We start from the raw sequence: 14,035 nt of genomic DNA, 5'->3' as shown, positions 1-14,035 counted from the left end.
TATAACTTTGTGTATTTGTATTTAATTGAAAAATCTATATTATTTTTACTGAGCAATATTCATGTATAAATTAGAGAGAAAATATTGAGCCTCTTCATCAGCAAAAAGAGTCGTATTACGATGCTCGTGATTGCCACAACTCTTTTATCTATTTTCATATCAAGGTTGTTTTTACAAAAAGATGCACTGCAAAAACCGAATACTCAAGCATCACAGCAAAGCCAACAGGCACATGACACAAGCACGACTTTCAGAAAAGAAGATAAAATACCCGAAATTACCAAGAAAACAGACCAAAAAGCAACAGCAACATTACATCGACAAAGTCAGCTGACAATAATACAAAAGCCCACATGGAAACTTAAAAAACGGTTTTACGATGCCTTTTCAGATTTAAAAGCTGCTGCTCACAATGGCGATGCAAATGCCAACTATATAATTGGCGCAAACTTAAGATTCTGCTTGTCCGCACCTATTGATGAGTACGCACTGCAAAGCAAGCTAGACGAAGTTTCATCATACAGCGATGCAGATCGAGCTACCGACAATTTAATCGAGAAATTTAATTACTGCGATAAAATCTCTAGCTCGGAGCGTAATCAGTTCTTTTCGTACATAGAGACCGCGGCCCATAGCGGCTCAATCGCTGCACAAGAAACCTATGCGGCTATTACCCCCAAGTCTTACATGGACACACAAGGATTCACATCACTGCCAAGGGGAGAGTATATTGAAAAGCGAGATGCATTTATTGCTCAGCAAGTGACATTTTTAAATCAAGCTGCGAAGCGAGGTAGTGAACGAGCACTGCAATACTTGTCTCGCCTCTATCATACCCAGAGTTTAACTGAGAATAGCTTGGCAAACTCTTATGCCATCAATCGCGTGATTATGGAGCTCACAAACAACGATAAAACTTACAATCGTTATGCGTGGTATGAGCAAAGACAGTATCAGCTGCTTTCAGCAGAAGAGCTAGACAGTGCAAATGAGATTTTTGATCTTTGGCTTGCTGCAATCTACTCTAATGGTACTTTTTACCCTAGTAATAGACAGTAGTGACCGCTTTTTCAATCAGCTTACAGGCTCCCAACTAATTTCGAGATACTTTATAGGCTAATGTTAAATCACTAACTTAGATCAATACCGAGGATACCCGTCAGATTTTAAAAGCGCAAAGCCAAGTAACTCCTTACCTTTAGAGCTACTCGCACAATGAGCTTAGCTTATCTACTTAGCATCGACTTTTGACGACTTACTTTTAGATACATATTGAGCAACTTTACTCGTAATCTGCCATTTTTGGCCATCAAAAATTAAGTTTAAATAGTCTACAAATCCATGCTCTTTACTTTTACCCCAATTAAACTCAACCGTAGCGCTGGCGGCGTTTTTAGTTATCAAAAGACTCGTAATTTCGACCTTTGCACTCCACTTATTTCCGGTATTTATTAGTTCAATAAATTGATTTCGATTAAAATTATTAAAGCTGCCTCTGCTGTCATAGAACTGAATTGTCGCAGTTTCTTGAAACGCCTTTTCTACATCCTTACCTACGCCGTTGGTAACGCCTTGAACGTAAGAGTTAATCGCTTCCTGAGGTGTCATAAAGTTATGTGCATTCGCTTTAAATGCCATCAATGATACACATATCAAGCTCGTAATGATAAAAAGTAACCTGTTCATTATTGTTTTCCTACCTTTGCATTAATAATGATAATATAAAACAGCTTTACTATAGCCTATATAAATCTAATTTAAACATACCCCACCATGAAAACACTGATTTTATTTGCTTATTAACACCTAAATATATTGGTTTTAAGTACCAAATAATATCGTAAGTTCCCAAGCATTCTACCGTCTAATAAAAAACACAAAAGTGACGATTAAGCATTAAAAACAATTACTTAAAAATCAGAGGCTAAACTAACCCCTGGGATAAGCATTGTAATAACTTGTAATTTTACTTTCTTCAATGGCCTTTTAAACTCATGCTTGTTACTCACTGACAGGGATGTTCCTCACAACCGGGTGATACAAGCTTAAACATTTCTTTCTGAGTCATGCAGTAGCACTTTTATGAGAGTTGAGCAAAGCCCAGCTAAATTAAAAATGACCATTGTTTCGTACACGAGAATATAACGTGAGAAATAATTAACGCATGATATAGAGGAAATGAAATGAGTGAATCTTTAAGAAAATCTACGATTACGATAGTGAATGATACCGGTTTTACAATGAAGTATATTAGAGCACATGCTGCACATGGTGTTTTCGATGGTAAACCGTCTCCGAATGGCAATAATAAAGCGCATTATTTTTTCCCAGATGAAATAGAGCAAGGCGGCCATGTTGAATTTACTGTTAAAAACAAATTTGGAGTAGCTCCCATAGGCCCACAAGGTTACATCACATATTATATTTTGGATGGTCAGCAACCTACCACAATTGTGACCGTGGACTATAACCACCCCTTTGGACCAACACATAGTTCTTATGATGTATCGTTTTCAAATGAAGAAGACAATAATAAGGTTTTCATAGGGAGTGAAATAAAGGAGCCACAAGAGCCAGTTGGTCATGAGCAAACTGTCAAGATAACCCTTGTAGGCCAAGAGGTAGTAAAAAAAGAAACAGCATAACTTTTATTACCATTAGGCAGAGTGAAAGCTGGGAAACTTAGCTTTCACTCTGCCTAATACTCCCCCCAAAAAAAGAGACACACGCTGTACTCTCCCAGCTCATCTACCCCAAACCACTTTTTATAAACATGAAATACAGCAATTTTGCATTTTCTTTTACTTGCTTAGAGCAAACTTTGATAATGATTGGGTCTAATTTGTTTTGATATGTTCAGTGCATGTACCCAAAACACACTCCTGACATTCCCTGACATTGCTATTTGTTTTAATACAGTCTCCAAACACAAGGAGCTTAAAAATGAAACAGAATATAATTGAAATCGTCACATTTAAATTAAACCAAGGCGTATCTACAGAGCAGATGCTTGAAAAGAGTGCAGCATTTGAGGAATTTGCAGCCAAACAACCTGGTTTTTTGTATCGTTCGTTGGCTCACCAAGCAGATACTGATACATTCGTTGATGTTAGCTATTGGGAGACATTGGAAGACAATAAAAAGATGCAAGCAGCATTTGAAGAAGTTGACGTATGCCAAGCCTTCTGTGCTTTAGTAGATAAAGAATCTGTAGGAATAAGCCACCATACAGTATTAACTAAAAGTTGTGATGCTTAATTGATAAGGGGTAGATTGTGCATAAATCAGAGCGCTTATTTCAGCTAGTAAATTTGCTAAAAGGACGTAAAGTTGCTGTCACAGCCAAGCAATTAGCTGAAAAATTAGATGTATCTGAGCGCACAATCTACCGCGATATTCAAAACCTCCAAACCTCTGGCGTCCCCGTTGAAGGGGAAGCCGGTATTGGCTATTTAATTAGCGACTGCGATTTACCGCCCATGATGTTCTCTGTTCAAGAACTACAAGCGCTGCTAATTGGTAGCCGTATGTTGAGTGCTTGGACAGATCCAGATCAAGCTCAGCATGCCCAATCAGCGATCGCTAAAATAGAAGCGGTTTTGCCCTCAAAAATGAAGCAGCTCAATGATTCTCTTCCTTACTATGCTCTTGGGTTTAACCATGACGAAACCTGTCAGGCGCACAACAAAGCGTTGCGAGAAGCCATTGAATCTAAAAACCACCTTTTAATGACTTATAAAGATGCAAAAGAGGATATCAGTGAAAGAACCATTGAACCATTGGGGCTGGTGTATTGGGGTGGAAAATGGACTGTAATTGCGTTTTGCCTACTCAGAGGTGCCTATAGAGAATTTAGACTAGATAGAGTTGTCTCTTTATCTGTGCTCGATTCTCATTTTGAACATGGCGCAGAAAAAAATTTAGCGCATTATATTGAACTTGTTAAGGCAGCAGCCTGTCACAGTGAAAACACTTGAGTTTCAACCTTATACGACCAGTAGCGCGCTCTTTAACCGAATAAACATTTATTACATTTAAAATTATTTATTCAACTTAAAATACAAGAATAGAAACAAAATCTCACCAACTGAACACACTGCAACTACATCACCCAAAACTTATAACAAACTTTAACTTTAGCAACTTTTATTAAACGCAAATGAGAGTTGTTATCATTTACCATCACTGTTAGTATGCGCGCTCTCTGCGAATAAACAATCATATTGCGTAGTATGGAGTGTAATATGCAATTCTCTCGTTCACTAAATTCAAAAAGTGTCGTTGCAACTGCGGTTAAAGTTGCCTTGCTTGGTGGTGTTGTAGCGACAGCACATGCAGCTGATAAAACTGAATCAGACATCGAACGCATCAGCGTTTATAACAAACACAATGCCCTTATTTTAGAATCAGGCACCGCGACTAAGTCAAACATGGCCCTTATGCAAACGCCTGCAGCGGTTGTGGTTGTAGACGAAGAGCTACTAAAATCACAAACAGCCAACACACTACAGGACGCAATTCGAAATGTAAGTGGTTTCAGCCAAGCTGGTAACAACTATGGTATTGGCGACAATCTCGCTATTCGTGGTCTTGGCGTTAACTATACCTACGATGGTATGTATGGTGGTGCGAGTTTAGGCAATAATTACAACCCTACTCGTTCAATGACCAATATTGAAAGTATGGAAGTACTCAAAGGTCCTGCTACCGGTTTATATGGTATTGGTGCAGCTGGCGGCGTCGTTAACCTAATTGAGAAAAAACCACAGTTTGAAGAAGCTTACGAAGTAAGTACAAAAGTTGGCAATTGGAATACTTACGGCATCATGTTTGACGCAACCAATGCGATTTCTGATGATTTAGCTTACCGTGTCATTCTAAACCATGAACGCAGTGATGGTTACCGCGATCTGCAGCAAGATAGAGACGAAGTATTTGCGAGTTTAAAATTCGTGCCTTCACAAGACCACGAGTTACTTTTCTCATCAGCATACATTGATGATGCAGTTCAGGTTGACTCTGTAGGTGACCCAGTGCGTATTGTAAACTGGGATAGTATTGACGGTGACCCTCGCGCACTAACAGGCGCTGACGTACCGAATGATCCAAAATTCATCATCGATGAGAATGGCAATAAAAAATACCTAGGTATTCAACTTACTGAAGCGCAACGTGAACAACTTGCTCAGTCTATTTCTACAACTGATGGCTTAAGGCCGTATGATCTAGGTGATACCAGCTTAATTTCGCCGCTTTCTACACCAAATGAAGGTAAAGAATTGCGATTCAAGCTGCGTCATGATTGGCACCTAGATGAAAACTCAACACTTACTCAGCAGGTATTATGGCGTAAGTATGAGTCTGATTTAGTCCGTCAAACTGGTGCTTATAACTATGTTTATTGGGATCGTTCTGACAGAACTCATGGTTCAATTATCAACGCAAACCCTCGTGGTCCACTTGTTACAGAAGACGGGGAGCTACATCCATTTGCGGCACGTCGTCAAGAGTATCGTCGCGCAGTATCTGACGAGAAAACATGGCAGTATTTCGCAGACCTGCAACTTGGTTGGAGCTACGGTGATATCAGCGGTGAGCACTTAATCAGTGCAAACTTTGAAGATCGCAGCATGGCATTTAAGCAGTGGTCAATATATGACGGTGACGGCAACAAAACTGGCAACGCCCTTCCATATATTTTGGACATCCGTAACCCAAATTGGGGAACTGGTGAGTTCATGGATTATGACCCAAGCTTGAGAAGTAACTATAATAAGTCGCTGCAAGCATACGGCATTGGTGTACAAGAAGTGCTATACCTAACTGACACACTAACAATGAGAGCTGGTTTTGCTTACACCAGTATTGAGCAGGCATACCAGCATTTAGGTACTGATCGTTCGAAAGAGATTAAGCCTGAAAATGATACTGATGATGCAGGAACTACCTTCACATTTGGTATTAACTACCAAATTATGCCTGAGCTATCAGCATTCGTAAATGTGGGCAAAGGCCGTACTGCATTTGGCATCCTTAACTCGGTAGATGAAACTAGCCCACCAGATTCTGAGTCTGAAACACTCGATCTCGGTATCCGCTTTACAGCGTTTGACGAAGACTTACTTGGCTCATTGGTTGTGTTTGAAACCAAACGTACAAATCTGAGATATACGAACCCAGAATATGATGACCAGAAAGCGCCAGAGTTCAATGTCGGTATTCCTCAGTATAAGTATGACAACAACGAAACAACCAAAGGTGTTGAACTTGACTTAAATCTTGCGCTTGCAGAAGCTTGGAAATTAAACGTCAACGCCACATACCAAGATGCAGTATCTATTCGACATGAGCAATCTGATCCTGCTCAGCGCGAAGCTGCGAAAAAAGGTATTCCAGAGAAAATGGGAAGCACTTGGTTAAGTTATACAGTACCTCAATTCACTTCAGGTGATTTTGAAATTAGCTTAGGTGTAAACTACGTTGGCGAACGTACTGTAAACCATCCGTCATTCGGCTTACCTACAGCGAAAATCGATAGCTATACACGTTGGGATATGGCAGCGGCCTATCACTTTGATACTTACCATGTTCAGTTTAATATTGAAAATTTAACTGATGATACACACTATAGCAAAGCGCTATTCCTAGGTGGCTTGCCAGGTAACGAACGTAACTTTGAGCTGACATTTAACTACCAGTTTTAAAGTACAGATATAAAGGCGGCAAATTGCCGCCTTTATTTTCTCATAGATTTATAACTATCACTTTTGATATTTTAACTGTCCCCCTAACGACACAGCCATTTTTGACCTAAATACCCTTCCAAACAAAAAAGCATCTACTTTCATGAAGTTGGTTTATTAATTGCTTAATGAACTCTGATGGCTAATCACGGCAGCTTTTGAGATTACCCGTCACTCTATTGGTAACAGAAAAGGACGTATCGATGAATATTATCTCGGGAGGCAATCTCTCAAAGTTTGACCAAACTCAGTATTCAACAACTCAAAGAAATATGAACAATCATGCTGCTTTTTCGCAGTCGCTACAGGATGCCTTGACAGCTAAACCTAAAAATACAGATCCCAATTTGGTTATGCCTATTTCACTTAACACCAATTTTGAGGAAATAACAGAGCAAGCGCAGCAGTACTATCGTCAAGCACTCGACGCCGCCCGCGAGCACGTCGATACAAGCTTAGACATGCGAAATCAAGAACTGCAACTATATAGAGAAACCGTAATTGAAATAATGGACATGCCAATTGAGGTCGAAATTGAGCCCCACGAAGTGAACGAAGCTTTACTATTTGGCAGTCTCGGTATTGATTTCTTAGAATATAAGGAAATGGGCGTGAGAATTGAAATGCTCAACCTAACCGAGCAGGATGTAAACAGCTCAGAAGCGTTACAAATCTCAGATAAAGAAAAACTTAAAGATCTTATAGATGAGCAAAGAAGCAAATTAGAATCGCAAAGAGAAGAATTACTGGCAGGCACTTTTATAAAAGAAAAAACTGACCACAAAGCGGTTATTGAGCAACACTTTAGCGAGTTAAAATTCGACCAGTACTGACCACCCGCTAGCATCGAATGTGACGTAAAACATTGCTTTATTCAAAATGATATCAAGTGTAAAACGTTTCAAATTTTGCAATTGATATCTATTTTCATTTTTATTATCATACAAATAATCACCACTTTTGTTGTGTGATAAGCACTCTATAAATTTCAATAATTCGCACAATTCAACCCCTGAGCGACTCAATTTATGTCTAAAAAAAAGCTGCACCAATTACATGGCTGGCTTGGATTTATTTGCCTTATTCCCTTTGTTTTAATTAGCTTTACTGGCAGCATATTAGTCTTCAAAAAAGAACTAGATATGCTGTTGATGCCAACTCACACGCAAGTCATAACAAGTGACACGCGGCTCAGTGTTAATTCGCTCATAAAAAGTATTAACAAGCAATTACCGGATTACGAATTAGGCAGCTGGGAAATACTCGGACAACCCGACTCAAAATTTACAGAAGCAGACCGTATTTATCTGCTCCTAAAAGGCACAGATAATTGGTATAAAGCCCACCCAAACCCGTTCACTGGTGAAGTTCTCAGTCAACCTGTTGAACTCAATCATTATCTTACAGATTGGCTGCTTGAGCTTCATTACACTTTACTATTAAATGACATTGAAGGGCTCGACAAGGATCTAGGAACCGCGTTTACCAGTATCTTTGCGTTGATTTTGATTTTCTTGGGTGTCTCTGGGCTCATCATATACCGAAAATTTTGGCGGCGAGTTTTCACCCTGCGTTGGAATTCGAGGTTGCTGGTCGTGTTCAGTGATGTCCATAAAATGGCTGGCACACTTGCATCACCGATACTTTTAATTTTGGGTATCACAGGCGGATATTATAATATCGCTATATATCTTCATGAGTGGCAAGAACACCATGACGGTCATGAACATCACCAAATTACAGAACGGCTCTACAATAACCACTTAGATTTTGACAGACTTTTTTCACAAGCATCCAACCATATACCCGGCTTTCAAACAACATACGTACTTATGCCCAGTGAGCCGAAACAACCCATAACACTGTATGGTAAAACGCCAACAGGTAACCCACTAATTAGTGATTACGCCAGTACAGTATCTTTCAATGCTCAAAGCGGCGGTTTCGTATTTGCTTACGATATTCGAGATCAGGCTTTTCTGGCTGTACTAATTGATACATTCAGAAAACTCCATTTTGGAAACTTCGCTGGCTACACCTCTAAGGTGATTTGGGCATTTTTTGGTTTCACTCCTGTACTTCTTGGGTTTACTGGTGGTTACATTTGGTTAAAAAGAAGAAAAAAAAGGCGTAGGTAACCTCCCAGATTACAGGTCGGTTGTTGCTAGAAATTGGTTACAACCGACGCATTATTTTATTTTCTAAGCTGCTAATTTATTTTCTTTTAATTGCTTTTATCTAAATCGATTTACTATAAATAACAAACAAATAACAACGCTCGCTAATTAGAAATCCTAAACTTGTAGTAAAGCAATCTGTAAGTCGAGGTGTGTATGCTGAAAAAGTTACTGATCATTTTGGTCTTACTTCCTTCGCTTGCTTGGTTAGTCTGGATGCAATTAGATTATGCAAATGAGGACAGAAAGTATGCAGTAAAAAACAAAGCCACAGCGCAAGATAACTTTTTACTGAATGTCGAACCTCATATCTCCCAAATTGAAAGACCAATAGACCACTTTAATTATCCAATTGCGATTGGAGCAACAGGTCCCACACAGAGCTTATATTCAGGGCCAAATCAATACCCATTTTATTGCATGTCCAGAGACTCACAGTTAGGCCAACCAGAAGTCGACAACCATCTAGGGTTGGGTGTACCAGTTTATCAAGGCGACGAGGTAATAGGCTACAGTAAGGACTGTTCGGTAAAAACGACTATTAGCTACTATACACTCGAAAGGCAAGATAAGGGCTTCAAAGCGGTTAAGCTCAAAGACTCAACTGTTAGTTCAGTCACAGACATACCAATATTTAGAGTTGAACAGGGTACAATAAATCGCTTTATTTACACCATCGTAATGCCAATTGATAAACAAGAAGTTGGCGACAGATTTGCACAATCTCAGTGGAATAAACGTCTTATTTATCAATTTAATGGCGGCTCAGGGATCGGCTTTCGTCAAGGCAGGCAAAAAGCATCTCGTGTGATGACTCGTCAAGCAGAGCAACTGCTTGCCGGTTATGCAGTAATCAGCTCCAGTGGCAACAAAACCAGCTACACATACAACATGTTATTGGCTGAAGACACCGCAAGAAGAGTAAAGAAACAGTTTGTTAGCCTGTATGGCAACCCCCTTTACACTGTTGGTGTAGGTGGCTCTGGAGGCGGTTTAGCGCAATACCTCATAGCTCAAAATAGCACGGGCATTCTGGATGGGTTAATACCTCTGTATAGCTACCCAGATATGATCACTCAGACCACTTATGCACTTGACTGTGATTTGTTAAACAATTATTTCACTTTCAGAGCCAGTGATAAAAAAGCTTGGCGCAACTGGGAACGACGCAGACTGATTGAAGGTATGAATGCAATCAATGGCTTTCCGCAAAAGGCGGGCTTTCTGCAGCCACTCAACCAACTTATGTCAGGATTTGTACCGAGCTTCCCTGAAGGGAATAGCGAGTGTATCAATGGGTATTTTGGATTGTCCGCGTTTATTAATAACCCTAGGCAAGGATTTATCAGAGAGTTGTTTTCTGAACAAGTAGTAGACTCAACTCACTGGAGCTATTGGCAAGATATGTCTCATGTATTTGGTAAAGATGAAAATGCGCAAGGTCTAAGTACATGGGATAATGTTGGCGTACAATATGGTTTGAATGCACTTAAAAACAAACTGATATCTGTAGAAGAGTTTTTACATATAAACGCCAATATAGGTAGTTGGAAACCACAAGGTGAAATGCGACAAGAGAGTATCGCGTTGCCGTTCGGCCATAAAATACCAATTTGGCTCACTTTATGGGGTAACCATAATATAACCACCCCTGTGGGTGAAGTAGCACCAAGGCATGAAGGCTCAATCAAAGCGATGAATAGAGCATACCAATCAGGCCAAGTATTCATAGGCCGCGTTAATATCCCAATCATTGATGCAAGACACTACCTAGAAAATGAATTAGATATGCATCACATGTCAGCCTCTTTTTATAGTCGATTAAGGATCGAATCAGCTAATGGGCATAGTAAAAACCATGTCATTTGGGTCGCACACAAAGACCATAACCCTACTCAAAGTGCATTTGAGATGATGGATAAATGGCTTGTAGCGTTACACTCATCTGACGCAAATACCGTTGCTTCTTCTAAACCTAAATCACTTCAAGACACATGCTTTAATGGTGATGGCTCGATATACGCAACTGGTAAAAGTGTTTTTAATGGCACTTGGAATAACCAAGCAAGTGGCAAATGCCAAACTCGCTTTCCGATGTTTAGCACAAGCCGAATTGAAGCTGGAGGTAATTGGGATGGGGCTATGTTCAAATGTCCTTTAGTGTCAATTGAACAAGCCGTGGTTCAAGGCTTTTATGAACCAATTGACTTGAGTGATTACATAAGCAAATTAAAGGCGATTTTTCCTGCAGGCGTATGTGATTATGATGGCGTTGATAGAGGAATACCAGCACATCAGATTTACAATGCACATAATAGGAAAGCCGATATAAAATCCGTACTTAGAGTTGAGTAATTTAATAAAAACAGCTGGTTATAAAACAGTAATATGGGTGGTACAGTCACTTTTTGATTGAAAATACATAGGCAGTGATTCAATGCACGCACTTTTTAGTTATGGCACCTTACAACTTAAACAAGTACAAATAGATACATTCGGCAGAGAGCTGAGTGGCTTTGCCGATACTCTCATAGGTTATGAACTTGGAGAAGTCGAAATAACCGATGAGGAAGTGCTCGCATCAAGTGGAAAAACGGTCCATCCGATTTTAAAAAAATCCAATGATCCACAAAGCAAAGTATCTGGCACTGTATTTATCATCTCTGATGACGAATTAGAACAAGCTGACAAATATGAAGCTGAATGTTATCAGCGTATCAAAGCACCACTTGCATCCGGTAAATCATGCTGGATATATTCAGAAAAGTGACCAGAGTGTTCTCCTCACTCTTTATTAAAATTCATTTTGCCTCCATATTGTTTCGATATCATGGACTGGATTTTTACTGAGAACATGGATGTTCAATTAATCCGACCAATAGTATTATGTCTACCATCCTCTGAATTCATATGAATATTCATGCCTTAAAAAGAACAATATAATTTGTTTAAAATTGTTAAGTGTTATTTCAGTTTTATCCTTTTGTCTCTAAGATTAGGTACACACTTTAATCGCGGGTACCAAAATGAAACAATTAAAACTCTCAGCTAGTGCACTAGTAGTATCAACACTACTATTAGGTTGTTCAACTTCGACGACTGAGTCAGAAAATGTGAAAACTGAAGCAATTTGGGCGGATATTTATGTCACGACACAAGGAGAAAGCAGTAGAGTAATTGCCGAGCTAAATGTGAGCAGCCGAAATGGCAACAATATTCAACTTTCAGATAAAGACAAACTTGAAGCCCGCGCCGCTGGCGTTACCAAAGAGCTCGAGCAAGATGATGACTTTTTCGACATTGATTACCGAGCTGTTTTTAATATCGCAGAAAAAGACACTCAATTCTCTGTGCGACTGGTACGTGGTGAAAGCAATGAAACATTAGAAACAACTTTAAAACTACCCGCTCCTTTTACAATAATTACCCCCCAAAAAAACCAGTCATTCTTCAGAAAAGAAACGCTTGAAATTAACTGGACACCAGATGATGCAACCGATACTTCCCTCGATCTCGCTTTGACCATCACATGTAAAAACAATGAGGGCAATGACACAAGCACAGGTACCACAGTTCGAAATATTGATGATGATGGTAGCTACAGTATCAACCTTGAATCACTTGACGGTCTTGTTGACCCACTCCTTAATACTAAAAAGATGTGCGAAGGTCAGGTATTCATGGAACGGATAAGACATGGAGTCCTAGACAGTAAATTCGCAGACAGTAGCCGTGCACGCGCCATTCAAGAGCGTTACTCGGATAAATTTGAAGTCAGGCTAGAGCAGTAATTTTAAATTACCATTACTTTCAGAGCTGAACTGTTCGAAAAGTTGCCAACTAGTATTCTGATAAATAGATGGTTTGGCAACTCATGAACGCATAATTACTGATACATCCCCTCTTTTTTAAACTATATTATTAAAATCCTTATAGTTTCGAAGTAAATATAATCATCAATAATCCAACTCAACTTAGAGCAAAAATACCTACCAATTATTCAATTATAAATTTTTAGGTTACTTATGGGCTGAGATACTGGAATTATACAAATACATTTATGGCATTTAGTTCTGTGATGCGCTTTTATGGCAAGGTGGCATTACTACTTAAACAAAAAATGCCCACTCAAATAATCGAGTGGGCATTGGAATTACTCTGTTTTAGTATCACTGTTGAACACAATACAAACGTGCATTCTGAGTACAGGCGATCGTACCTGTATTGATCCATCCATCTGTAAATCCAGCGTGACTGACAGATGATCTCGTTTCTACATACCAAGCTTCACCAAAGGGACGAGTGAAGCCACTACATGCATTAAAGTCGTTTGCAAAACCACTAAAGCTTGTGTTTGTCCATACGTAACCTCCGACAATCTCACCATTTGCGTTCATATTCAGCGGTGACAATAATGGTTTTTTAAAGAAGTCCACAACACCACTTTGAGCGACCAATGTCCCATCTACTTTATGATATGAATTAACATTGCTTACGACATTTTTGGCATGCGAATTGTAGCCTGATAACAAAGCCTTATATGTACCTTTAGGTGCACTTTCACTAGAATCAGCTTCACTTTGACAAATTGCATTTGCACCAGCAATGCCTCCAAGAGCACCATTGTGTTGGCTAGTTGTAGTAAATATTACTTTTTTATTGGTGCTCACTGAAGGAATACCGCTCATTAACAAAGTCCAATGTTCTGCATCCATAAATGGGGCTTTAGTACTTGTATCATCTACAGCTTTGATCGCCACAAATAAATCACCGCTCAAATCAAACCTCACAACCTGACCAATTTCATAAGCTTGATTTGCTGCCCACACCAACTTATTCGCATTGAATTTAAGCGTACTTTCTAATGCAGTATTTACTGACGTTTGATCTGCTTTTGCAGCAAGTTGAGTATTCACAGATGTGGTATCAGCTTTCGCAGCAAGAGCTGTATTAACAGCAGCTTGATCTGCTTTTGCTGATAACTGAGTGTTCACTGTTGCTGTATCAGCTTTGGCTGAAAGTGCTGTGTCCATCGCTGTTTTATCTGCTTTTGCTGATAACTGGGTAATCACTGTTGCTGTATCAGCTTTGGCTGCAAGTGCTGTGTCCATCGCT

At 39.5% G+C, this 14,035-nt stretch carries 12 protein-coding genes; 10 read left to right on the top strand and 2 right to left on the bottom strand.

Annotated features, from left to right (window positions below; genetic code table 11):
• Positions 1 to 120 precede the first annotated feature (120 nt).
• Complete coding sequence (locus N475_RS16890; protein WP_063365638.1) at positions 121 to 1,059, top strand: hypothetical protein; 939 nt, start codon at positions 121 to 123, stop codon at positions 1,057 to 1,059.
• Positions 1,060 to 1,230: 171 nt separating this feature from the next.
• Here the strand turns inward: N475_RS16890 and N475_RS16885 are convergent, their stop codons facing one another.
• The gene (locus tag N475_RS16885; RefSeq protein ID WP_063358912.1) at positions 1,231 to 1,686 is read right to left on the bottom strand and encodes a nuclear transport factor 2 family protein; all 456 of its coding nucleotides are present in this window, start codon (positions 1,684 to 1,686) and stop codon (positions 1,231 to 1,233) included.
• Positions 1,687 to 2,183: 497 nt separating this feature from the next.
• Here N475_RS16885 and N475_RS16880 point away from each other — a divergent pair, with 497 nt between their 5' ends.
• The 9 genes from N475_RS16880 to N475_RS16840 all read left to right on the top strand — a co-directional run bounded on the left by N475_RS16880 (position 2,184) and on the right by N475_RS16840 (position 12,711).
• The gene (locus N475_RS16880; protein ID WP_063365637.1) at positions 2,184 to 2,645 is read left to right on the top strand and encodes a hypothetical protein; all 462 of its coding nucleotides are present in this window, start codon (positions 2,184 to 2,186) and stop codon (positions 2,643 to 2,645) included.
• A gap of 298 nt (positions 2,646 to 2,943) precedes the next feature.
• Entirely contained in the window at positions 2,944 to 3,258 is a 315-nt protein-coding gene (locus N475_RS16875; protein WP_063358910.1) for an antibiotic biosynthesis monooxygenase family protein, read from the top strand.
• Between the two features lie 17 nt (positions 3,259 to 3,275).
• Positions 3,276 to 3,977 (top strand): helix-turn-helix transcriptional regulator, encoded by a 702-nt coding sequence (locus N475_RS16870; RefSeq protein WP_063358909.1) that lies wholly within the window; start codon positions 3,276 to 3,278, stop codon positions 3,975 to 3,977.
• Between the two features lie 267 nt (positions 3,978 to 4,244).
• A complete protein-coding gene (locus N475_RS16865) occupies positions 4,245 to 6,704 on the top strand; it encodes a TonB-dependent receptor (RefSeq protein WP_063365636.1) in 2,460 nt (819 codons plus the stop codon).
• 242 nt (positions 6,705 to 6,946) lie between these two features.
• On the top strand, positions 6,947 to 7,576 hold the full coding sequence (locus N475_RS16860) for a hypothetical protein (protein ID WP_063358907.1): 630 nt from the start codon (positions 6,947 to 6,949) through the stop codon (positions 7,574 to 7,576).
• A 195-nt stretch (positions 7,577 to 7,771) separates the two neighbouring features.
• Positions 7,772 to 8,881, top strand: a complete 1,110-nt coding sequence (locus N475_RS16855) for a PepSY-associated TM helix domain-containing protein (RefSeq protein ID WP_063365635.1) — start codon at positions 7,772 to 7,774, stop codon at positions 8,879 to 8,881.
• 195 nt (positions 8,882 to 9,076) lie between these two features.
• Positions 9,077 to 11,275: a DUF6351 family protein gene (locus tag N475_RS16850; protein WP_063365634.1), complete on the top strand. Its 2,199-nt coding sequence runs from the start codon at positions 9,077 to 9,079 to the stop codon at positions 11,273 to 11,275.
• Positions 11,276 to 11,357: 82 nt separating this feature from the next.
• Entirely contained in the window at positions 11,358 to 11,690 is a 333-nt protein-coding gene (locus N475_RS16845; RefSeq protein ID WP_063365633.1) for a gamma-glutamylcyclotransferase family protein, read from the top strand.
• Positions 11,691 to 11,946: 256 nt separating this feature from the next.
• Entirely contained in the window at positions 11,947 to 12,711 is a 765-nt protein-coding gene (locus tag N475_RS16840) for a hypothetical protein (protein ID WP_063358902.1), read from the top strand.
• A gap of 378 nt (positions 12,712 to 13,089) precedes the next feature.
• Here the strand turns inward: N475_RS16840 and N475_RS16835 are convergent.
• Positions 13,090 to 14,035 (bottom strand): DUF1554 domain-containing protein (locus N475_RS16835; RefSeq protein ID WP_155732594.1); only part of this gene is annotated, 946 nt, incomplete at its 5' end.

Origin of the sequence: Pseudoalteromonas luteoviolacea DSM 6061 (assembly GCF_001625655.1) — a bacterium.
Lineage (GTDB): Bacteria > Pseudomonadota > Gammaproteobacteria > Enterobacterales > Alteromonadaceae > Pseudoalteromonas > Pseudoalteromonas luteoviolacea.
The sequence above is the reverse complement of the archived record's forward strand: the minus strand, read 5'-3'. Positions and strand labels throughout refer to the sequence as shown.